Source organism: Halosimplex litoreum, assembly GCF_016065055.1.
GTDB classification, from domain to species: Archaea; Halobacteriota; Halobacteria; order Halobacteriales; family Haloarculaceae; genus Halosimplex; species Halosimplex litoreum.
This window is the reverse complement of record NZ_CP065856.1, coordinates 2066563-2086953: the sequence shown is the minus strand read 5'-3', so window position 1 is coordinate 2086953 and position 20391 is coordinate 2066563. Positions and strand designations below refer to the sequence as shown.

The 20391-nt window shown below is 69.7% G+C and carries 19 protein-coding genes; 11 read left to right on the top strand and 8 right to left on the bottom strand.

The window, feature by feature from the left end:
- Positions 1-192: 192 nt before the first annotated feature.
- Together I7X12_RS10430 and I7X12_RS10425 are read left to right on the top strand one after the other, a co-directional pair.
- Positions 193-1341: a Fic family protein gene (locus tag I7X12_RS10430; protein WP_198060023.1), complete on the top strand. Its 1149-nt coding sequence runs from the start codon at positions 193-195 to the stop codon at positions 1339-1341.
- A 172-nt stretch (positions 1342-1513) separates the two neighbouring features.
- A complete protein-coding gene (locus I7X12_RS10425; protein WP_198060022.1) occupies positions 1514-2062 on the top strand; it encodes a universal stress protein in 549 nt (182 codons plus the stop codon).
- A 332-nt stretch (positions 2063-2394) separates the two neighbouring features.
- On the opposite strand, the gene thsB is transcribed toward I7X12_RS10425, so the two are convergent.
- Complete coding sequence (gene thsB, locus I7X12_RS10420) at positions 2395-4065, bottom strand: thermosome subunit beta (RefSeq protein WP_394355604.1); 1671 nt, start codon at positions 4063-4065, stop codon at positions 2395-2397.
- A gap of 216 nt (positions 4066-4281) precedes the next feature.
- The gene (locus I7X12_RS10415; protein ID WP_198060021.1) at positions 4282-4671 is read right to left on the bottom strand and encodes a DUF7383 domain-containing protein; all 390 of its coding nucleotides are present in this window, start codon (positions 4669-4671) and stop codon (positions 4282-4284) included.
- A gap of 129 nt (positions 4672-4800) precedes the next feature.
- On the opposite strand from I7X12_RS10415, the gene I7X12_RS10410 reads away from it, so the two are divergent.
- Complete coding sequence (locus tag I7X12_RS10410; RefSeq protein WP_198060020.1) at positions 4801-6183, top strand: hypothetical protein; 1383 nt, start codon at positions 4801-4803, stop codon at positions 6181-6183.
- A gap of 22 nt (positions 6184-6205) precedes the next feature.
- Here I7X12_RS10410 and I7X12_RS10405 read toward each other — a convergent pair whose 3' ends face one another.
- Complete coding sequence (locus I7X12_RS10405) at positions 6206-7237, bottom strand: Gfo/Idh/MocA family protein (protein ID WP_198060019.1); 1032 nt, start codon at positions 7235-7237, stop codon at positions 6206-6208.
- Positions 7238-7390: 153 nt separating this feature from the next.
- On the opposite strand from I7X12_RS10405, the gene hemL reads away from it, so the two are divergent.
- Together hemL and I7X12_RS10395 are read left to right on the top strand one after the other, a co-directional pair.
- Positions 7391-8731 (top strand): glutamate-1-semialdehyde 2,1-aminomutase, encoded by a 1341-nt coding sequence (gene hemL / locus I7X12_RS10400; protein ID WP_198063743.1) that lies wholly within the window; start codon positions 7391-7393, stop codon positions 8729-8731.
- A 107-nt stretch (positions 8732-8838) separates the two neighbouring features.
- Positions 8839-9507, top strand: a complete 669-nt coding sequence (locus tag I7X12_RS10395; RefSeq protein ID WP_198063742.1) for a DUF7344 domain-containing protein — start codon at positions 8839-8841, stop codon at positions 9505-9507.
- Between the two features lie 97 nt (positions 9508-9604).
- On the opposite strand, the gene thrS is transcribed toward I7X12_RS10395, so the two are convergent.
- The 3 genes from thrS to I7X12_RS10380 all read right to left on the bottom strand — a co-directional run bounded on the left by thrS (position 9605) and on the right by I7X12_RS10380 (position 13030).
- On the bottom strand, positions 9605-11596 hold the full coding sequence (thrS, locus tag I7X12_RS10390) for a threonine--tRNA ligase (protein WP_198063741.1): 1992 nt from the start codon (positions 11594-11596) through the stop codon (positions 9605-9607).
- Positions 11597-11899: 303 nt separating this feature from the next.
- Positions 11900-12517, bottom strand: coding sequence for a class I SAM-dependent methyltransferase (locus I7X12_RS10385; RefSeq protein WP_198063740.1), 618 nt, complete (start codon positions 12515-12517; stop codon positions 11900-11902).
- Between the two features lie 69 nt (positions 12518-12586).
- On the bottom strand, positions 12587-13030 hold the full coding sequence (locus I7X12_RS10380) for a hypothetical protein (RefSeq protein WP_198063739.1): 444 nt from the start codon (positions 13028-13030) through the stop codon (positions 12587-12589).
- A 79-nt stretch (positions 13031-13109) separates the two neighbouring features.
- On the opposite strand from I7X12_RS10380, the gene I7X12_RS10375 reads away from it, so the two are divergent.
- Together I7X12_RS10375 and I7X12_RS10370 are read left to right on the top strand one after the other, a co-directional pair.
- On the top strand, positions 13110-13775 hold the full coding sequence (locus I7X12_RS10375) for an HAD family hydrolase (RefSeq protein ID WP_198063738.1): 666 nt from the start codon (positions 13110-13112) through the stop codon (positions 13773-13775).
- On the top strand, positions 13772-14812 hold the full coding sequence (locus tag I7X12_RS10370; protein ID WP_198063737.1) for a phosphotransferase family protein: 1041 nt from the start codon (positions 13772-13774) through the stop codon (positions 14810-14812). The genes I7X12_RS10375 and I7X12_RS10370 overlap by 4 nt, the downstream gene beginning before the upstream one ends.
- Before the next feature lie 18 nt (positions 14813-14830).
- On the opposite strand, the gene pyrE is transcribed toward I7X12_RS10370, so the two are convergent.
- Positions 14831-15388 carry an orotate phosphoribosyltransferase gene (gene pyrE, locus I7X12_RS10365; protein ID WP_198063736.1) on the bottom strand — a complete coding sequence of 186 codons (558 nt, stop codon included), beginning with the start codon at positions 15386-15388 and terminating at the stop codon, positions 14831-14833.
- Positions 15389-15549: 161 nt separating this feature from the next.
- Between pyrE and glmM the strand changes: the two genes are divergently transcribed.
- A complete protein-coding gene (glmM, locus tag I7X12_RS10360; RefSeq protein WP_198063735.1) occupies positions 15550-16926 on the top strand; it encodes a phosphoglucosamine mutase in 1377 nt (458 codons plus the stop codon).
- Between the two features lie 61 nt (positions 16927-16987).
- On the opposite strand, the gene I7X12_RS10355 is transcribed toward glmM, so the two are convergent.
- The gene (locus tag I7X12_RS10355) at positions 16988-17494 is read right to left on the bottom strand and encodes a DUF7858 family protein (RefSeq protein ID WP_198063734.1); all 507 of its coding nucleotides are present in this window, start codon (positions 17492-17494) and stop codon (positions 16988-16990) included.
- A 134-nt stretch (positions 17495-17628) separates the two neighbouring features.
- On the opposite strand from I7X12_RS10355, the gene I7X12_RS10350 reads away from it, so the two are divergent.
- The 3 genes from I7X12_RS10350 (at position 17629) to I7X12_RS10340 (ending at position 20240) form a co-directional block, all read left to right on the top strand.
- Positions 17629-18669, top strand: a complete 1041-nt coding sequence (locus I7X12_RS10350; RefSeq protein ID WP_198063733.1) for a Gfo/Idh/MocA family protein — start codon at positions 17629-17631, stop codon at positions 18667-18669.
- A gap of 156 nt (positions 18670-18825) precedes the next feature.
- On the top strand, positions 18826-19227 hold the full coding sequence (locus I7X12_RS10345) for a hypothetical protein (protein WP_198063732.1): 402 nt from the start codon (positions 18826-18828) through the stop codon (positions 19225-19227).
- Positions 19228-19373: 146 nt separating this feature from the next.
- A complete protein-coding gene (locus tag I7X12_RS10340) occupies positions 19374-20240 on the top strand; it encodes a transcription initiation factor IIB (RefSeq protein ID WP_198063731.1) in 867 nt (288 codons plus the stop codon).
- The last annotated feature ends 151 nt before the right edge of the window (positions 20241-20391 follow it).

Genomic DNA, 20391 nt, shown 5'->3' with positions numbered 1-20391 from the left:
GAGTTATGCGCCCGAGTTCACTTCAATCGGTGTGCAAGGCCCGACTAGCCACGGGGTCCGGTCGGGTCGCCGTTTTGCTTAGCTGCCGTCCAAAAACGATGCAAATATATACAACAGGTTCAGATTCTCGTTTTAAGAACAACACATTCATAAATGATTTTGCTTAGCGCCGATAACGAGGCGCTAAGCAAAATGGAGACACCGACACTCCCAGACCGGGCGCCCGGCAAGTATGTTCCCTATGGCCGTCGGTCGTACTATCGTCCGGATCCACTCCCACCGGAAGCCAACTTCGAATTCGACGAGGGATTCAGGGACGTGTTGCAGGAGACGATATTCCAGTTGGGACGGCTCGATGGGATCAGTCGTGAGTCGCCGACCAACCCGCTTCTGTACACGACACTCGTACGTAGAGAAGCGGTTGAATCGACGCTCATTGAGGGCGGTCAACTCACGCTCGAGGACGTGTTCCGGACTTCGGAGGTCGGGTCACGCTCGACGGTCGAGAAGGACATTCAAGAGGCGCTAAACTACGAGCGAGCCGTTCGAAAGGGCGCTGAGCAAGTCGGAGAGACGGAGGAGATACCCGTGGAGTTACTGAAACGACTGCATTCGGGACTCCTCGAAGATGTCCGCGGTGAGGCCGAGCCGCTCGGGGAGTTTCGGGCAAGTCCGACACATATCCCCTCACCGGACGCGGGTATCGAACCGTTCATTCCACCAGCTCCGGCCCACATCGACGATCTGATGGAGAACCTCGAGACGTTCATTCAGTCCGAGAGCGAGCATCACGATCTTGTCAACATCGGTATCGTCCACTACCAGTTCGAGACGATACACCCGTTCGCCGACGGGAACGGCCGTCTGGGCCGTATCGTGATAACGCTGCAGTTGATCCAGAACGGCTTCCTTTCCAGACCGTACTTGTATCCGAGTGCGTACTTCAACAAGCACAAAGTCGAGTACGCGAAGCGAATGCGGGCGGTCAGTGAGCGCGGTGACTGGGAACCCTGGCTAGAGTTCTTCGTCGAAGGTATCCGGGCGCAGGCCAGCGAAGCCGTGGAGCGAACCGAACGGCTGCAGGACCTCCGTCGGACCTACGAACAACAGTACGGGCACGGAAAGACCGCGGCCGACAGACTCGCGTTGCGGCTTTTCGAGCAGCCGTATCTCACGGTCCCAGAGGCAGCCGAGGTTCTGGAGATGTCTGAGCAATCGGCCAGGAACGCGATTGCAGAACTCGTCGACCAGAATGTGCTCGAAGAGGTCACGGGAAAGGAACGATATCAGGAGTTCAAGGCGGTCGATATCTTCGACGTACTCAACGACCCACTCGAGTAGACGATTAGGGTTGCCGTCATCGCACGCATCCCAGTTCGCGCCGTGACCGGTCCCGACTGTGGCTGTCGCCCAGCGCGCACGCGAGCGAAGCGAGCGCGATGCACGCCGCGGGGCCCACGAGCCCGGGGCTTTTTCACCCTACTCGGTGTATGTTAACGTTGGTGTCCCAACCATGTACACAGTCCTGCTGCCGGTCGACATGGCCGAATCCCGAGCGACGGCGCAGGTAGAGACCGCGATCGGGCTCCCGAACGCGAGCGAGGACGTGGCGGTGAAGCTGCTGCACGTCTTCCGGGAGGCCGACCGGGCCGAGGAGGCGTCGCCGCTCCAGCTCAGAGCCGGCGAGCACGCCTACGAACAGCTGGAAGACGCCGGCGTCGACGTCGAAGCGGTCACCCGCTACGGCGACCCGGCCGCGGGCATCCTCGAAGCGGCCGACGACTACGACGCGGACATGATCCTGCTCGGCGGGCGCAAGCGGTCGCCGCTGGGGTCGGTGCTGTTCGGCAGCGTCAGCCAGGAGGTGACGCTGGACGCCGAGCGGCCGGTGGTCGTCACCGGCGACCGCGAGCAACAGCACCTCCCGAGCCACCGCTGTGGGAGCTGCGGCGAGGAGTACTACACCGACGACGACCTGGAGATCCCCTCGTGTCGCAACTGCGGCGGCACGAAGGTCGAACGCGTCGGCGAGGAGTCGGAGGAATCGGCGCCGACAGCGTAGCTGGCGGTGCGAAAACGGAAGAAGGTGGTCAGCGAGCGGTACGGCGGTCGGCGGACGATGCGGCGGTCGACGGGTAGGCATCCGGCGCCGAAGGCGCCGGTTCACCGTCAGAGCAAAGCTCTGACGAGCCTGCGGTCGTTCGCGATGCTCACTCCCGCAGACACCGCTCGCGCCGTCGGCGCGAGCGGCTTTTTCCCCAAGTTTTTCGTTCGGGGGTTCCCGCAGCGAGCGGAGCGAGCGAGGAAGCCCCCTCAGCAAAAAGTGGGCTTGCCTCGCGGGTCACTCCGTTCCCCGCTCGGCAGTTCGGAGATTCTTCGCTACGCTCGAATCTCCTACATCATGCCGCCCATACCGCCGCCCATGCCGCCCATGCCGCCGGCGCCGCCCGGACCGCCGGGGCCGCCTTCCTCGTCGCCGCCCTCGGTGGACAGATCGCCCGCGGCGATGATGTCGTCGATCTTCATGACGAGGTTCGCGGCCTCGGAGGCCGAGGAGACGGCCTGCTCCTTGGCGTGGGCCGGCTCGACGACGCCGGCCTCGAAGGTGTCGACCACGTCGCCCGAGTGGACGTTCAGGCCGGCGTGCTCGTCGCCGTCCTCGTGGGCGGCGCGCAGGTCGACCAGCGTGTCGATGGAGTCGAGGCCGGCGTTCTCGGCGAGCACGCGCGGGACGAGCTCCAGCGAGTCGGCGAAGGCCTCGACGGCGAGCTGCTCGCGGCCGCTGACGGAGTCGGCGTAGTCGCGGACGCGGCCGGCGAGTTCGACCTCGGTGGCGCCGCCGCCCGCGAGGACGCGGCCGTCGGCGACGGTGGAGGCGACGACGTCGAGCGCGTCGTTGATGCCGCGCTCCAGCTCGTCGACGACGTGGTTGGTCGAGCCGCGCAGCAGCAGGGTCGCGCCGTGGCCGCTGCCCTCGACGTAGAACAGCTCGTCGTCCTCGTCGCGGGTGACTTTGCCCTCGGTGACGTCGTCGGCGGTGACCGAGTCGATGTCCGAGACGATGCGCGACTCGAGCACTTCGGAGACGAACTCGATGTCCGATTTCTTGACGCGGCGCACCGCGAGGATGCCCTCCTTGGCGAGGTAGTGCTGGGCCATGTCGTCGATGCCCTTCTGGCAGAAGACGACGTTGGCGCCCGACTCTTTGATCGTCTGGACCATCTCCTGGAGGCGCTGTTCCTCCTGCTCGATGAAGTCCTGGAGCTGGTCGGGGCTGTCGAGGTTGAGCTGGGCGTCCGTCTCGGTCTCCTCGACCTCGATGGGCGTATCGAGGAGGAGGACGTTGGCGTCCTCGACGTTCGAGGGCATGTCGCTGTGGACGGCGTCCTTGTCGATGATGCCGCCGGTCAGCAGGTCGGACTCGGAGACGGCGCGGCCCGTCTGGGTCTGGAGCTTGAGGAACTGCAGGTCCGGAACGTGGCTGCCGTCCTCGGCCTCGACGGTGACCGCCTGGATGGCCTCGACGACCAGATCGACGAGCACGTCCTTGTTGAGCTCGGCGCCCTTGCCGGTCATGGAGGTCTCGGCGACGCTCTCGAGGATCTCCTCGTCGCTCGGGTCGACGGAGGTGGCGATCTCGCCGATCTCTTGTTTGGCCTGCTTGCTGGCCATGTTGAACCCGCGGATGATCGAGGTCGGGTGGATGTCCTGCTCGAGGAGGTCCTCGGCGTTCTTGAGCAGCTCGCCCGCGATGGCGACCGCGGTCGTCGTGCCGTCGCCGGCCTCGTCCTCCTGGGCCTCGGCGACCTCGACGATCATCTCGGCGGTCGGGTTGTCGATGTCCATCTCGGTGAGGATGGTCACGCCGTCGTTCGTGACGGTGACGTCACCGAGCGAGTCGACGAGCATCTTGTCCATCCCCTTCGGTCCGAGTGTGGAGCGGACCGACTCGGCGACCGCGCGGGCAGCCGAGATGTTGTGGCTCTGCGCGTCCTTGTCCTTCATCCGCTGGGAGTCCTCGCCCAGAATGATCATGGGCTGTCCCTGCATTCGCTGCTGACTCATGTTCAACCGAGAGTATGAATGTGCTTCTATATAAATTTGGGTGTTCGAGGGCGTTCGGCGAGGCTACGGGATCCCCGCTGTATCACCGGATAACCGCCATATCGCGCCCGCTACCCGTTTCGAGTGTGCCAGGCGTTACCAACGTCGGCGCAGCGAGAATACTGGGGTTTATACCATATCCGATGTCGCCACGGTCGTCCGAACGCCTCGCGTCGGCTAGACGGGTTCCTTCCAGTGGACGACGACGACGCCGACGACGAACGCGTCGGTGGTGTCGGTGTCCCGTTCGACTCTGATGGTGTTTTCCCCCTCGACGAGGTCGATGCCGGTGAGGGTGTCCATCCACTGCTGCCAGCCGTCGGCGGGCGGGATGTCGAACCCGGAGAGGGCGACGTCGTTGATCCGGATCTCGTGGCCGTACTCCTCGACGTCGTAGGCCTGGAGTTCGAGGTACGCCTCGGTGGCGTCGTCGGTCGGCACCTCGAAGGTCAGCTCGTCGGTCTCGTCGCCGACGAACTCGGCCCACGGGACGGAGAGACTCTCCTCGTTCTGGCCGAGGTGTTGCTGGACCGGGACGAGCGCGTAGTTGGGGCGGCGGTCTCCCATACCGGACAGTGGGCGTCGGCCGAGTTATATCTCGGGTCGGTCTCCGGCTCGCTGCTCGCTAGCCGGACGGCGAGCGGGACGAACACGTTCGGCCACAGGCCGACGAGTTCGGCGGCCGTACGGTCGGGTATGAGCGCGATCCCGGGCGAGGTCGACACTGACGGCGGGCCCCCGATGACGGTGCCGCTCCGGCACTTTCTGGTGGGACTGGCGCTGCTGCTCGCCGGCGGCGCCGCAGGCGTTCTCGACGCCGTCGGACTGCTGTCGGGGCTGTCCCTCCTGGCGCACGTCCACCTGCTGGTTGCGGGATGGGTCTGTGTGACGATCATGGGGGCGATGGTGCAGTTCGTCCCGGTGTGGTCGAACGTCCCGCTGCACTCCCGTCGGCTGGCGACCGCCCAGCTGTGGCTCGTCGCCGTCGGCGTCGGCGGGATGGCCGCCGCCTTCGCGACCGGCGCGCTCGGCTGGGTCCACGCCTTCGGCGGCCTCGCGCTGGTCGGGTTCTGGACGTTCGTCTACACCGTCGGTCGGACGCTGCTGGCCGCCCGCCCGTGGGACGTGACCGAACGGCACTTCGCGTTCGCGCTGGCCTGTTTCGCCGCCGTCCCCGCGATGGGCTTCGCCCTCGCGATGGACTACTCGACCCCCTTCCTCGCCGGCTCGCCGGTCGCTCGCTACCGGCTGGTCGGCGCCCACGCGACGCTGGCCGTCTTCGGCGCCGTCCTGACGACCGTACTGGGCGCGCTCTACCAGCTCGCCACGATGTTCACCCAGACGGAGCTGCACGGCGTCGATGTCCACGCCCGGCGATTCGAGGAGGTGGGCTACCCCGTGGGCGTCCTCGCGCTCGCGACCGGGCGGCTGCTCGGGTCGGCGTCGCTGGCCCGCGTCGGCGGCCTCCTGGTCGCCGTCGCCCTCGGGGGTTTCGCCGTCGTCCTCGCGCGCAAGCTCGTCGAGACCGGCGTCGAGCGGACGCCGATGCTCTCGCGGTACGCCGTCGCCGCCGTCGCGATGGCCGCCTGGGCGGTCCTCGCCGGCCGCGCCTGGCTCGCCGACCCGCTCGCCCCGTCGACGCTGTTCGGCGGCGGCCCGCCGCATCTCCTCCTGTTCGGCGTCGTCGGCTTCGTCGTCCTCGGGACGCTGTACCACGTCGTCCCATTCATCGTCTGGGTCCACCGCTACAGCGACCGCCTGGGGTACGAGCCGGTCCCGACGATCGACGACTGCTACGACGACCGCCTCGCCGCGGCCGACTTCGCCTGCGTCCTCGCCGGCGCGACCGGGCTCGTCCTCGCGAGTGCTCTCGGTCTCCCCAGTGCCGTCACGGCCGGCTCCGGCGCGCTCGCGACCGTCGGCTTCGGGCTGTTCGCGACGAACATGCACCTGATCGTCCGCGAACACAGCCCCCGGCCGATCCGGGCCGTCCTCGTCTCCCGGCTGGGCGACGGCGGCGATCTGTCCGGCGACGCTGCGGGTGACGCGCCCAGTCCTACCGAGGACACTGCGCGCTGAGACGCTACTGTTCGTTGCGACGCTACCGTCCGTACTCTTCGCGCGCCTCGGCGACCAGTTCGGTCACGTCGACGGTTTCGCCGGACTCGCTCGCGCGATAGGCCGCTTCGGTCAGCGCGGTGACGCGTAGCCCGAACTCCGGCGGGACGGGGTTGTCGCGCTCGCCCTCGACGGCGTCGAGGAAGGCGACGACTTTCTTCGTGGTCTGCTCGGCGTAGCTGCCGGCGTCGAACTCGCGGTGGTCGGGCTCGCCGCCCGAGCCGTCGAAGACGGTGAGCCCGCCGTGGTCGAACTGGAGGTGGCCGTCGGTCCCCCAGAGGACGAGCGACTCCTCGAACCCGGTGCCGTCGCCGCTGACGCCGACGCTCGCGGTGATCGGTCCGTCCGGACCGTCCAGGGTCGCCGACAGCGCGGTGTTGATATCGACGGCGTGGTCGCGGTCGTCCGTCACGGCGGCGACCTCGCGCGCTCGCGAGTCCGTCGTCCACAGCAGCGCGTCGAGCAGGTGCGACCCGGAGTCGCTGAGCTGGCCGCCACCGGACAGCTCGGGGTCGACTCGCCAGGTGCCTTCGGTGCCGGAGATCCAGTCCTGGGCGAGAGAGCAGACGGCCATGTGTACGTCGCCGATCTCGCCGCCGAGGACGGTCTCGCGGACGGCCCGGTAGCCGGGGTGGAGGTGGCGCTGGTAGCCGATCTGCAGCAGCGAGTCGCCCTCCCGGGCGCGGTTCACGAGGTCGGCGGCCCGAGCCGTCTCGGTGACCATCGGCTTCTCCAGCAGCACGTCGAGCCCGCGGTCCAGACAGGCGACGGCCTGCTCGTAGTGGAGGGTGTGTGGCGTGACGACGGTGACGGCGTCGACGTCCTCGGAGTCGAGCATCGCCTCGTAGTCGGCGTAGACGGGGGCGTCGTACTCGGCGGCGAACGATTCGCGGGCCTCGGCGGCTACGTCCGAACCGGCGACGACCGTCACGTCGGCGTCGGGGTGGGCCGAGACGCCGTCGAGTTGCATCCGTCCGAGATGGCCGAGGCCGATCGCCGCGAGTCGCGTGGGCATGAGACACGCCACCGCGTGGTGGAGCAAGAAGCCACCGAACGCGGAAGTCGTCGGGCCATCTCGGCGAGGGAGTTCGACCGCGGGCCGGCGCCCAAACCGGAAGCGTGGGCGCACCTCGGTACGCCTTTGGGCGACGAGCGAGAAGCGGGGGGTATGAACCACGACCGGTCACGGGACCTCTACGATCGCGCGCTGTCGGTCATGCCCGGCGGCGTCAACTCCGCCGTGCGGGCCGCAATCGAACCCTACCCTTTCTTCGTCGAACGCGGTGACGGCGGCCACGTGATCGACGCCGACGGCAACCGGTACATCGACTGGGTGATGGGGCTGGGTCCGCTGCTGTACGGCCACGACCTGCCACAGCCAGTCGAGTCGGCCGTCCAGTCGAAGGTCAGCGAGGGCCCGATGTTCGGTGCCCCCACCGAGATCGAGGTCGAACACGCCGAGTTCGTCGCTCGCCACGTCCCCAGCGTCGAGATGATCCGGTTCGTCAACTCCGGCACCGAAGCGACGGTGTCGGCCTGCCGGCTGGCTCGCGCCGCGACCGGCCGCGACAAGATCGTCGTCATGCAGGGCGGCTACCACGGCGCCCAGGAGACCACCCTCGTCGAAGGGGAGTACGACGACGTCGAACCCTCCAGCCCGGGCATCCCCGAGGAGTTCGCCGAGCACACGCTGACGGTCCCGTTCAACGACGAGGAGGCCGCCCATCGAGTGTTCGAGGACCACGGCGAGGACATCGCGGCCGTCATGGTCGAGCCCATCCTCGCCAACATGGGCATCGTCTCGCCGGTCGACGGCTACCACGAGACGCTGCGCGACCTCACGGCGGACAACGGCGCGCTGCTGATCTTCGACGAGGTGATCACCGGCTTCCGCGTCGGTGGCCTCCAGTGCGCCCAGGGCAAGTTCGGCATCGAACCGGACATCACGACCTTCGGGAAGCTCATCGGCGGCGGCTTCCCCGTCGGCGCCATCGGCGGCCGCTCCGAGCTGATCGAGCAGTTCACTCCCTCCGGCGACGTGTTTCAGGCCGGCACCTTCTCGGGCCACCCCGTCACGATGGCCGCCGGCCTCGAATCGCTGCGCTACGCCGCCGAACACGACGTGCACGAGCACATCAACGACCTGGGCGAGCAGTTGCGTACCGGCCTCGCAGAGATCGTCGAGGACCAGGCACCCGAGTACACCGTCGCCGGTACCGAGGGAATCTTCAAGGTGCTGTTCACCCGCGACGCCCCCGAGACCTTCGAGGACCACTGCGAGGGCGGCTGCTCCCAGCGCCCGGACTGTCCGCGCTTCGACCACTGTCCCAAGAACGCCGCCGACGTGGCGGCCGGCCAGACCGACCGCTGGCGCCGCGTCTTCTGGGAGGAGATGAAAGAACAGGGTGTGTTCCTCGCCCAGAACCAGTTCGAGTCCCAGTTCGTCACGTACGCCCACACCGACGACGACGTCGAGGAGACGCTCGAAGCGTACAAACAGGCACTGTAAGGCCTGGCGACGCACGTCGACCCGGAATCGGCCCCCCGCAACTGGACCGCCGCGCCGGTGAGCCGTCTCGGAACGGTTTATGCCGGAGGCGTGAGCGGAGACACACGATGGAGATCCCCACCGTGTCGCCGGCCGTACTGGACGCGCTGGCCGACGCGACGCGACGGGCGGCGCTGGCCGAACTGGTCGACAGCGGTGCGACCGCGACCGTCGGGGAGCTGACAGAGACGCTGGCCGAGCGCCGAGCCGGCGCGAACCAGGGGACCGCTAGATCCGGGGTGGCGACCGCCCGGGCGGACCTGCAGACCGCCCTGCACCACGTCCACTTGCCGACTCTCGCGGAGGCCGGTGGGATCACGTTCGACCCCGAGACCGGACTGGTCGCGGCCGCTTCGGACACGCCCTTCGACCGCGAGTGGACCGCCCGTCTGGTCGCCGACCACCCCGACGTGACCTACGACGCGACGCTCGCCGCGCTGGCCAGCGAGCGTCGACAGGTCGTCCTCCACGAACTGCTCGCCGACGGGCCCGCGAGCGACCGCGACCTGGCCGCCGTCGTGGCCGCCCACGAGCGCGGTGCCACACCGGCCGCGGTGGCTCCGTCCGTCACCGAAGTCGTCGAACTCTCCCTGACGCACACGCACCTGCCGACGCTGGCCGAGGCCGGTTTCGTCACCCGCGAACCGGACGGGACCCTCGCCGCCGCGTCGATGTCCTGGCGGTCGGACCCCTGGGTCGCCGCGAGCCCCATCGGGCCGTGGGCCGCCCCCGAGTGAGAGCACGCCCGCTCACCCGGTCGCGTTGGCGGGGAAGTACTGGCGGCCGTGGGATCGCGGCGGAGAGTCGCTACCGCGGGCGGGGGCTTCGACCGCGCTACTCGTCGAGGAAGTCCGGTTCGAGCCGTTTCTCCGCGCGCTCGGCGCGGAGGTGGTCGCGGAACGCCTCGGGGTCCACGTCACGGGCCTCGCGCTCGGCGCGGTCCCGGACGGAGAGGGTGCCCGCCTCCTCCTCGTCGGAGCCGACGATGCACATGTACGGGACGTTCTCGTCGTGAGCGCGGCGGATCTTCCGCTGGAGCGTGTCGTCGCCGTCGGCGACAGTCGCCCGGAAGCCGTCGGCCTCGAACTCGTTTTTCACGCGGTGAGCGTAGCCCAGCGTCTCCTCGTTGAGCGGGAGCACGCGGACCTGCTCGGGCGCGAGCCACAGCGGGAACCGCCCGGCGAAGTGCTCGATCATGACGGCCATGAACCGCTCGAAGGTCCCGAGCAGCGCGCGGTGGATCATCACCGGCGTGTGTTCCTCGTTGTCCTCGCCGACGTACACGAGATCGAACCGCTCGGGCTGGACGAAATCGAGCTGGACGGTGCCGACGGTCCACTCGCGGCCGATGGCGTCCTCGGCGTCGGCGGCGATCTTCGGCCCGTAGAAGGCGCCCTCGCCGGCCTCGACCTCGTAGCCCTCGCCGAGAGCGTCGAGGGAACTGCGCAGATCGTCCTCGGCGCGCTCCCACAGCTCGTCGTCGCCGAACGAATCGTCGGGCTGGGTTTCGAGCTTGAACGTCACGTCGAGACCGAAGTCGGCGAGCACCTCGTCGATGACTTCGAGCGTGCGGGTGACCTCGCCCTGGATCCCCTCGCGGGTGACGAAGGCGTGGCCGTCGTCCTGGGTGAACCCGCGCACGCGGAGCATGCCCGAGAGCTCGCCCGAGCGCTCGTTGCGGTAGCAGGTGCCGAACTCGCAGTAGCGTTTCGGGAGTTCGCGATAGGAGCGCCGTTCGCGCTGGTAGAGGTGGACGTGGTTGGCGCAGTTCATGGGCTTGAGGCCGTACTCGTCGGCGTCGTCGCCCTCCGTGCGGGCGCTGGCCTGGTCCCAGTGGAACATCTCGTCCTCCTCGCAGAAGTGCTCGTAGTGACCCGAGGTCTTCCAGAGATCGACCTTGTTGAGTTCGGGCGTCCACACCTCCTCGTAGCCGAGTTCGTCGTTCTTCCCGCGGATGTAGTCCTCCAGCTCCCGGCGGATGGCCATCCCGTCGGGGTGGAAGTGGACACAGCCCGGAGAGTGCTCGGGGATCGAGAAGAGGTTCATCTCGCGGCCGATACGGCGGTGGTCGCGCCGTTCGGCCTCCTGCTTGCGCTCCCAGTAGTCCTCCAGGTCGGACTCGGAGCCGAAGGCGGTGCCGTAGACGCGGGTGAGCCGCGGCTGGTCCTCGTCGCCGCGCCAGTTGGTGGCGGCGATCTCCCGCAGGTCGACGGCGCCGATCTCGCCCGTCGAGGCGACGTGCGGGCCGGCACAGAGGTCCGAGAAGTCGCCCTGGCTGTAGAACGAAACCGTCTCGATGTCGTCGTCGGCGCCGCGGTCGCCCGCCGCCAGATCCTCGAGGATCTCTTCCTTGTAGGGGTCGCCGGCGACGCGCTCGCGGGCCTCGTCGAGCGAGACCTCCTCGCGCTCGATGTCGAGGTCCGAATCGACGATGGCCTCCATCTCGGCGACCAGGTCGTCGAAGTCGCCCTCGTCGACGTCGATGCCGTCGAAGTCGTAGTAGAACCCCTCCTCGGTTGGCGGGCCGGTGGCGAGCTCGGCGTCGGGGAACGCTCGGAGGATCGCCTGGGCGAGGACGTGGGCCGCCGAGTGACGCATCACCTGCAGGTACTCGTCGGCCGAGGGGGTGACGATCTCGACGGCCGCGCCGTCGTAGACCGGCTCCTCCTTGGCGACGAGCTCGCCGTCGAGCTTGCCGGCGACCGTGTCGCTTCCGAGGCCCGGACCGATCTCGTAGGCCACGTCTTCGACTGTGGCGCCCGACGGAACGTCGAGCGTGCTTCCATCGGGCAGTTCCACCGTGATCGAGGATTCCTGCTGTGACATGTCACTGGCCTCCACCGCGCCACGCGTCGCTGTCGAGCAGCGAACGACGAGCGCGAGAACATGACAGTGACTGGTTATGGGGCGCGAAGCCCGCGTGTAAAGCAGTCACCTGCCATCTTGCTCTCCGCTAACGCGCTTTCGGATAAAAGCGTTGTGACGTGCGCCGGCGCCCGAGTCCCTTGTTAGTTATTCACAGGCGCAGAGCGGCCCGATACCGGCGACCGTGGCCCGGTGAATTTCGCGGGAACCGGAAGCGGTCGGCCTGCGGATCGCCCGCGCTCCGGTCGCTGGCATCCCCACCTGCTATCGGCCGTCGGCGTGTTCGGCGACCACCGCGTAGAAGGGGTCCGCGCCCGGTCGCTCGCGGACCGTCTCGACGACCCGCAGGCCGGCGGCGCGGCAGTACGCTGCGACCAGGTCGACCCGCTCGTCCATCGACGCGGCCCGCCAGGCCCGGACGGCCTTCGTCGGGAACATCCGGTTGGTGAACGAGACGACGAGCACCCCGTCGGGCGCGAGGACGCGGGCGAACTCCTGGAAGACGGCCGCGGGGTACTGGAGGTACTGGACCGACAGCGCACACAGCACCGCGTCGACGGCGTCGTCGGCCAGCGGGAGCGACTGCTCGCGGTTGAAGTCCTGAACGAACCACTCGTCCGCGCGGTCGTTGCGTTCGAGTTCCGCGGCGTTGAGCCCGTGGACGACCACGCGCTCGTAGTCGTCGTCCGGCAGGTGCGAGACCCAGCTGCCCATCGCGTCGAACACGCGGTCGCCGGGGTCGAGGACCGACGCGTACAGGTCGGTCAGCCGCGCCAGAAACGCCTCATCGGCGTGCGTGACCAGCCGCGGGCTGTCGTAGAACGCGCCGTCCTCGCCGTCGTCGAGTTTCGCGCGGTCGGTGTCGTCGAGGACCGACTCCATGTCGGTCGTAGGGGCCGGCGGAGCAAGAACCGCTCGACGCGCGCCGGCGCGTCGTCACGAGGCGGACGCTCACCTCCGGTCGCGGTGGCCGCGGCGAGCGAGGTCGTGGGCGCGGGCGTTGCGCGAGCGGTCGACCGCCCGGTAGGTGACCACGGGCACGTCGGCGAGTAGCTCGTGTACTTCGCGAACGCGGCGCCGTCCCACGGGGTCGGTCGGCTCGGCGGGGTGGGCGGGGTCGGTCGCGCGGAGCGCGGCGTCGGCGTCGCCGTGGAGGTGGAGCGAACTCACGCGGTCGAAGCGGTCGGCGACGGCGCGGACCGTCTCGACGAGCGCGCGGTGTTCCAGCGCCGCGCTGGAGACGAACGCCTCGACCGCCAGCGACCGCTCGACGCACGTCTCGACGCCGTCCTCGACGAGGAAACCGATCGCGGCCGACGTCGGCGTGGCGTTGTCCGGCCCGTAGTGGACGCTCGCGTCGAAGTACGCGAGCAACGAGGGCGGGGCCGTCGTCATGGCGCCGGCTTCGGTGCCGACGGACTCGAACGTGCCGGTCCGTCCGCGGGTTTATGCCCGTCGGCGCTAACTCGCGGGTGTGACACGGTTCGACGCGGTCCTGTTCGACCTCGACGGGACGCTCTGTCGGCGGACCCAGGACACCGACGCGGTGTTCGCGGCGGCGTTCGACCGCGCCGGGGCGGCGCCGTTCGGCGAGCCGTCGGAGTTGTGGGCGGCGCTGGACGGGCCGCCGGACCCCGACGACCGCGTGGGCTATCTCGGCGCCGGTTTCGCGCGCCTGGCCGCCCAGCACGGCCGTGACGTCGACCCACTGGCGCTCGCCGAGGCGTTCGTCTCCGGCGTAGACGACACGCAAGTCGAACTGACGCCGGGCGCCGACCGGGCCCTCGACACCGCGGCCGCCGCTGGCGCGACCGCGCTGTTGACCAACGGTCCCGCCGACCGCCAGGTGACGAAAGTAGACGCGCTCGGCCTGGCCGAGCGGGTCGACGCCGTCGTCTACGCGGGCGACCACCCCAGACGCAAGCCACACGCCGCGCCCTTCGAGCGGACGCTCGCGACGCTCGACGTGCCCGCCGGGCGGGCGCTGTACGTCGGCGACTCGCTGGCCTACGACGTGGCCGGCGCCCACACCGCCGGGCTGGCCGTCGCGTGGCTCGCAGACGACGGCGCCGATCCCACCCCCTACGACCCGGAGTACGTCCTCGATTCGCTGGCCGAGCTCCCGGAGGTGCTGGAATGACCGCGCTCGACGATACCTTCGACTCGCCGGCGACCCGCGAGGCCGCCCGCGCGGCGCTGACCGCGGCCCGCCCCGACGCGACCGCCGCCGAGTGGCGCCCGCTCGGACGGGGCAACCGCAAGGAGACGGCGCTGGCGACTCTCGCAGACGGCGACCACCTCGTCGTCCAGGCCGCGACCGATCCGGCGGCCGTCCGCTCCGAGCGGGCGCTGCTCGACGCGATCGCCGATCGCACGTCGGTGCCGGTCCCGACCGCGCTGGCGTCCGAGCGAGTCGGCGACGCGGCGGCGCTGGTCACCGAACACGTCGACGGCCGGGACCTCCACGAGCGGTTCACCGCGCTCGGCGTGTCGGTTCGGCGCGACCTCGCCCGCGCGTTCGGGCGGTCGCTCGCCGAACTCCACGAGGCGTTCCGGTTCGAACGGTACGGCTCGGTCGCCGTCCCGGCGCGGCCGGACGCCACGGCGGCGGAGCCGGCCGTCGAACTCGTCGCGGGGGCGGCCAGCGGCGAGGACGTGCCCGAGACCGGCGGCACGGACTGGGCGGCGTGGCTCGGCGCCTACGGCCGCAGCGGCCTCGCGCGGCTCCCGGCGGCGTTCGACGGCCTGCGCGTGGACCTGGCGACGCTGTTCGACGACCCCGAGGTCGAGTCCGCGCCGCCGGCGCGGCTGTTCCCCTGGGACTTCCGTCCGGGGAACGCGCTGGTGACCGACGGCGAACTGGCCGCGGTGCTCGACTGGGAGGCGCCGCTCGCTGCGGCGCCGGCGCTGTCGCTCGCGAAGGCCGAATACCTCGTCGCCGACTGGTACGTCGAGGAGTCCGAACCCCTCCGCGAGGCGTTCCGGGCGGGCTACGAGTCGGTCCGGCCGTGTCCGGCGGTCGATCCGGTCCACCGCGCGGCCGCTATCTGTCGGACGGCGGTCGACTCGAACGGCGTCGTGACCAACCCCGGCTACCCGGAACTGAGCCGCGAGAAGTCGGTCTCGTTCCACCGGCGAGCGCTCGAAGATGTGCTCGCGGCGTCGGATATCGAGTGAGCGTCCTCGACTCAGGTCTCAGGCGGCGTCGACGTCCTCGGGGGCGTCGTCGAGCAGGTCCGAGGCCGTCACGAGCGACTGGAGTTCGAGGTCGTGGTCGGCGAGGTTCTCGGCGGCGCCCTCCTGGCGGTCGACGACGACGACCACTCGGTCCACGACGGCGCCGGCCTCCCGCAGCGCCTCGGCGGCGTCGATCGCGCTCTGGCCGGTCGTCGCGATGTCTTCGAGCACGACGACCTCCTCGCCGTCGGCGAGGTCGCCCTCGACGAGGTTCGCCGTGCCGTACTCTTTCTGTTGTTTGCGGACGATGACGTAAGGAGTCTCCGACGCGACGCTCGTGACGGCGACCAGCGGGACGGCGCCCAGCGCGACGCCGGCGAGTTTCGTCTCGCCGTCGGTCGTCCGTGCGAGGTGGTCGGCGAACGCCTCGCCGATGCGTTCGAGGCAATCGGGGTCGGTCTCGAAGAGGTACTTGTCGACGTAGTAGTTCGAGGTGCCGCCGTGTGAGAGCTCGAACTCGCCGAACTTGACGGCGTCGGCCGCCCGGAGCGCGTCGATGAGTCCCTGGGTGTCCATACCCGCACGGTCGGTACCACGCCGTTTATCCGGTTCGATACGCGCCGGCAGTGGGGGGTCGGGGCGACTCTCTCCGCTCGCGAGCCGCTCGGCCCGCGGGGCCGAACGGGCACCATCGCGCTCCGGAACCACTATGCGGCCTGACCGCCGACTAGCCCCCAATGAGGGTCTTCGGGTCCAGTGGCGTGCGCGGCGTGGTCAACGACGACCTCACGCCAGGCGACGCCACGGACGTCGCGGCCGCCGCGGGAACCGTCTGGGCGGCGGGCAGCGTCGACCGCGTGGCCGTCGGGCGGGATACCCGCAGAACCGGCCCGATGCTCGTCGACTCCGTCGCCAGCGGCCTCGCCAGCGTCGGCGTCTCCGTCGACCGCCTCGGGATCGTCCCCACGCCCGGCCTCCAGGCCTACGCCGAACGGGAGGCCGTTCCCGGTCTGATGGTCACCGCCTCGCACAACCCCCCCGAGTACAACGGCATCAAGCTCGTCGGCGCCGACGGCGTCGAGCTCCCGCGCGAACGCCTCGAAGCCATCGAGTCCCGGTTGCTCGACGAGGCGCCTCACCGCGTCGGCTGGGACGAGACCGGGACCGGCCGCCGCGTCGACGGCGCCGGTCGCGCATACGTGGACGAGCTGCTGGCCGCCGTCGACCGCGAGGCCGTCGCCGACGCCGGCCTGACCGTCGCCGTCGACCCCGGCCACGGCGCCGGCGCGGTCACCAGCCCCGACTTCTTCCGCCGGCTGGGCTGTCGCGTCAAGACGATCCACGCCCAGCCGGACGGCCACTTCCCCGGGCGCGACCCCGAACCCGTCGAGGGCAACCTCGGCGACCTCCGTCGGTTCGTCCGCGCCACGGGCGCCGACCTGGGGGTGGCCCACGACGGCGACGCCGACCGCGCCATCTTCGTCGACGAACGGGGCGACCACGTCGAGGGCGGCGCCGCGCTGGCCGCGCTGGCCGCCGACGCCATCGGAGAGAACGACACCGTCGTCTCCGCCGTCAACGCCTCACAGCGACTCGTCGACGTGGTCACGGCGGCCGACGCAGAACTGTCGCTGACGCCCATCGGGTCGACGTACATCGTCTCGCGCATCCGCGACCTGCTGGCGACCGGCGAGTCGGTCCCCGTCGCCGGCGAAGGCAACGGCGGCGTCCTCTTCCCGGACTACCGGATCGCCCGCGACGGCGCCTACACCGCCGCCCGGTTCTGCGAACTGCTGGCCCGCCGCGGCGAGCCGGCGAGCGAACTCGCCGCCCGCTACGACGATTACGTGAACGTCCGCCGGGACGTGGCCTACGACAGCGAGCGCCAGCGCGAGGCCATGCTCGACGCCATCGAGCGCGCCGCCGAGGAGTCGGCCGCCGACCTCGACACCACCGACGGCTACCGCCTCGACTACGGCGACGGCTGGGCGCTCGCCCGACCCTCCGGCACCGAACCCGTCGTCCGCGTCTACGCCGAGGCCCGCTCGGCCGACCGCGCCGCCGACCTCGCCGACCGCCTCCACGACGCCGTCTCCGGTATTCGCGTCGACTAACTTGCGGCGTACCCCCCTGTTTCGTGTCGAGCGCCGCCGCTCCGCAGCCGAACGGGTTCGCTTAAAACTCCAGCTCGCCGGGGCCGTCCATCGTCTCGCCCAGCGCCTCGCGTTTGTCGACATCGTCGACCGACAGCGCCCCTTCGACGGCTTCCATCGCGCCGTCGATGGGGTCGTGGGTCTCGACGAAGGCGGCGAGGGCGAACTCCCGATCGGAGACGGCGGCGAGTTCGACGGCCTCGGTACGGGAGAGTTCGCCGGCCAGCCAGTCGGCGACGACCTCCCGACCCATCGGGCCGACGGGGGAGACGTGCTCGCCGAACAGGTGCAGCGTCTTCGCGCCGTCGGTCGGCGGGATGTCGGCGACGCGGGCGGCGGCGCCGACGTGCTTGCCGGCGGCGTAGGCGTCGACGAGCGCTGCCGCCTCGGCGGGCGAACAGGGCAGCGCCTCGGCGAACGGCGCCAGTCGGTCGGCCAGCGGGTCGTCGGTGCGGTCGACGGTAGCGACGCCGCCGTCGCGCTGCTCGTCGACCACCTCGATCCCCGCGGCGATGTCCGACAGCCCCATTGCCAGCGGCTTCGCCCGTCCCCGAGTTAATAGTTGGGGAACGGACACGACACTCGTCCGGACGGTCGAGCGAAGCCGAAGCACGACTCTCCGGCGACGGGGGATACTTACGGGTGGCCGCGCCCAGAGAGTCCATGACAGAGACGCTCCGCTACGGGATCGTCGGCTGTGCCGGTATCGGGAACACCCACGCCGAAGCGGTCGCGGCGGTCGACGGCGTCGAGCTAGTCGCCTGCGCCGATCTCGACGCCGACGCGGCCGAGACGTTCGCCGACGACCACGGCGTGGCCGAGACGTTCGCGGACCCGGCGGCGATGGTCGCCGAGGGAGCCGTCGACGCCGCGAGCGTCTGTACGCCGAGCGGGACCCACGCCGACGTGACGACCGACCTCGCCGCGGCGGGCGCGAACGTCCTCTGCGAGAAGCCCCTGGACGTGACCGCCGAGCGGGTCGACCGAATGGTCGAGGCCTGTGAGGAAGCGGGCGTGACGCTGGCGGGCGTCTTCCAGCGGCGGTTCGACCCCGCGGTCCGTCGGGCGAAACAGGCGGTCGAGGAGGGGGAGATCGGCCAGCCGGTGCTGGCCGACACCCACCTCAAGTGGTTCCGGCCGCAGGCGTACTACGATTCGGCGGGCTGGCGCGGCACCCGCGAGATGGACGGCGGCGCGTTCATGAACCAGGGGATCCACTCGCTGGACGCCCTCCAGTGGGTGATGGGCGGCGTCGAATCGGTGCAGGCCGAGGCGGACGCGCTGGCCCGCGAACTGGAGTGCGAGGACACCGGCGCGATGGTGCTGCGCTTCGAGAACGGCGCCGTCGGGACCGTCGCCGTCACGATGGCGACCAAGGGCGGCACCGACCGCACGGAGATCAACGGCACCGAGGGGTCGCTCGCGCTCGGCGACGACGGGATCGAGGTCCGCGTCGGTACCGGCGAGGAGACGCTGTGGAGCGCCGAGACCCAATCGCGAGCGCCGGCGGTCGAGCGCGCCGCACATCCGGCGGGCGACGGCCACGAGGGGGTCGTCCGGGACTTCGTGAACGCCGTCCGCGACGGCCGTGACCCCGAAGCGCCCGCTCGCGAGGCCCGCGCGGCCGTCGACATCGTCCTCGCCGCCTACCGCTCGGCCGAGACCGGCGAACGGATCGCCCTCGACGAGGTCCGAGCGGACTGACAGCGCCCGCCCGGGACCGTATCTCGCGATCGTACAGTCAAATATCATCTACGCGCGTCCGTTCAGATCAGATACATCAGCGTCTGAACGGCTCGTTTTATCGAATCTGATACTGCGAGAGATGGATTGAATACACGGGATCGAAGTTGATGTACTATGCCGCGCCAGGTCGCAGCGGACACGGAGAAGTACACGATCGAGATCGACGAGGACATCGACGCGATACTCCACACCTGGGACGCGTTCGCAGCGGGCCAGGAGTTCCGCGACGGCTGTCACGAACTGCTGGACGTCATCGAGCGCAACGACAAGTCGAAACTGCTCGTCGATACGAGCGGGATCCAGGCTCACGACGACGCGGACAAGGAGTGGCTTGAGGAGGAGTGGATCCCCCAGACCATCGAGGCTGGCATCGACTACAGCGTCTCGGTCACCGGCGACAGCGTCATCTCGGAGATGGAGATGGAGGAATTCGTCGACCAGACCCAACACCTCGACTACACGTTCGTGATGGCCGGCAGCACGGACGAAGCCCGCGAGTGGCTCGACGAGCAGTAGGCCCTCGGCGTCGCCGGTCCCCTTCTGACGAACCGATCGTGCCCCGGCCACCTACCGGTAACCGGTGGGTGGATCCACCGACTCACGGCCCGAAACGGGGGGCCACCGCACCGTTTATTAACCCCCTCGCGGGCGAAGCGTCGTGTATGAGCACGACAGTGACTGCGTGCCCCGAGTGCGAGGGACGCCTTCGAAGCGACGACAGCGAGACGGTCTGTACGAGCTGTGGCCTCGTGGTCGCCGAAGACAACATCGACCACGGCCCCGAGTGGCGCTCGTTCGAAGACGACGATACCAACCGCGAGCGCACGGGGGCACCGCTGACCCGTTCGCGCCACGACCGGGGACTCTCGACGGAGATCGGCCGCTCGACCCGTCTCAAAGGCCGCAAGCGCCGACGGATGGCGCGGCTGCGTCGTCAGCACAACCGCACGAAGATCGGATCGAAGGCCGAGCGCAATCAGGTGTACGGCTTCACGGAGATCCGACGACTCGTCAGTTCGCTCGGGCTGTCGGACCACATCCGCGACCGAGCCTGTGTCCTCTTCGAGTCCGCCCAGGACGAGGACCTGCTGCGCGGGCGCTCGCTGGAGGGGTTCGCCGCAGCGACCGTCTACGCCACCTGCCGCACCGCCGAGGTCTCCCGTACCGTCGACGAGGTGGTCGCCGACGCCCGCGCGTCGAAGGCCGAACTCTCCGCCGCCTACGACGCCCTCAATCGCGAACTTGGCCTCCCGACCGGGCCGATCGACCCCGCCGAGTACCTCGCGCGGTTCGCCAGCGATCTGGACCTCCCGCAGGACCTGGAGGGACGTGCCCGGGAACTGGTCGAACGCGCCCGTGACCTGAACCACGTCGACGGCCGCAACCCCGCCGGCGTCGCCGCCGGCTGCCTCTACACCGCCGCCGACGAACGCGCCTATCCGCTCACCCAGGCCGAAGCCGCCGACGCCGCCGACGTGACGCCCGTGACGCTGCGGGCGACCTACCAGGCGCTGACCGACGAGAACTGAGCGGCCGACCGCGACCGGCCGGCCCATCCTGTGCAGCTCTCCGGTCCTCGTCCTCGACGACGGCGAAGTCGTCGAGCAGGGCGCCCACGAGGACCTGCTCGACCGCGACGGCCTCTACGCCACGCTCTGGCAGGTGCAGGTCGGCGACGTG

What these genes read in the sequence shown, in the direction of transcription:
- I7X12_RS10415 (WP_198060021.1), bottom strand. Translation starts at nt 4,671, where the DNA reads ATGGGAGACCGCCGCCCCAACTACGCGCTCGTCCCGGTCCAGCAACAC.
- hemL (WP_198063743.1), top strand. Translation starts at nt 7,391, where the DNA reads ATGAACCACGACCGGTCACGGGACCTCTACGATCGCGCGCTGTCGGTC.
- I7X12_RS10355 (WP_198063734.1), bottom strand. Translation starts at nt 17,494, where the DNA reads ATGGGGCTGTCGGACATCGCCGCGGGGATCGAGGTGGTCGACGAGCAG.
- I7X12_RS10405 (WP_198060019.1), bottom strand. Translation starts at nt 7,237, where the DNA reads ATGCCCACGCGACTCGCGGCGATCGGCCTCGGCCATCTCGGACGGATG.
- pyrE (WP_198063736.1), bottom strand. Translation starts at nt 15,388, where the DNA reads ATGGACACCCAGGGACTCATCGACGCGCTCCGGGCGGCCGACGCCGTC.
- I7X12_RS10350 (WP_198063733.1), top strand. Translation starts at nt 17,629, where the DNA reads ATGACAGAGACGCTCCGCTACGGGATCGTCGGCTGTGCCGGTATCGGG.
- I7X12_RS10380 (WP_198063739.1), bottom strand. Translation starts at nt 13,030, where the DNA reads ATGACGACGGCCCCGCCCTCGTTGCTCGCGTACTTCGACGCGAGCGTC.
- I7X12_RS10425 (WP_198060022.1), top strand. Translation starts at nt 1,514, where the DNA reads ATGTACACAGTCCTGCTGCCGGTCGACATGGCCGAATCCCGAGCGACG.
- I7X12_RS10395 (WP_198063742.1), top strand. Translation starts at nt 8,839, where the DNA reads ATGGAGATCCCCACCGTGTCGCCGGCCGTACTGGACGCGCTGGCCGAC.
- glmM (WP_198063735.1), top strand. Translation starts at nt 15,550, where the DNA reads ATGAGGGTCTTCGGGTCCAGTGGCGTGCGCGGCGTGGTCAACGACGAC.
- I7X12_RS10370 (WP_198063737.1), top strand. Translation starts at nt 13,772, where the DNA reads ATGACCGCGCTCGACGATACCTTCGACTCGCCGGCGACCCGCGAGGCC.
- I7X12_RS10410 (WP_198060020.1), top strand. Translation starts at nt 4,801, where the DNA reads ATGAGCGCGATCCCGGGCGAGGTCGACACTGACGGCGGGCCCCCGATG.
- I7X12_RS10385 (WP_198063740.1), bottom strand. Translation starts at nt 12,517, where the DNA reads ATGGAGTCGGTCCTCGACGACACCGACCGCGCGAAACTCGACGACGGC.
- I7X12_RS10340 (WP_198063731.1), top strand. Translation starts at nt 19,374, where the DNA reads ATGAGCACGACAGTGACTGCGTGCCCCGAGTGCGAGGGACGCCTTCGA.
- I7X12_RS10430 (WP_198060023.1), top strand. Translation starts at nt 193, where the DNA reads ATGGAGACACCGACACTCCCAGACCGGGCGCCCGGCAAGTATGTTCCC.
- thrS (WP_198063741.1), bottom strand. Translation starts at nt 11,596, where the DNA reads ATGTCACAGCAGGAATCCTCGATCACGGTGGAACTGCCCGATGGAAGC.
- I7X12_RS10345 (WP_198063732.1), top strand. Translation starts at nt 18,826, where the DNA reads ATGCCGCGCCAGGTCGCAGCGGACACGGAGAAGTACACGATCGAGATC.
- thsB (WP_394355604.1), bottom strand. Translation starts at nt 4,065, where the DNA reads ATGAGTCAGCAGCGAATGCAGGGACAGCCCATGATCATTCTGGGCGAG.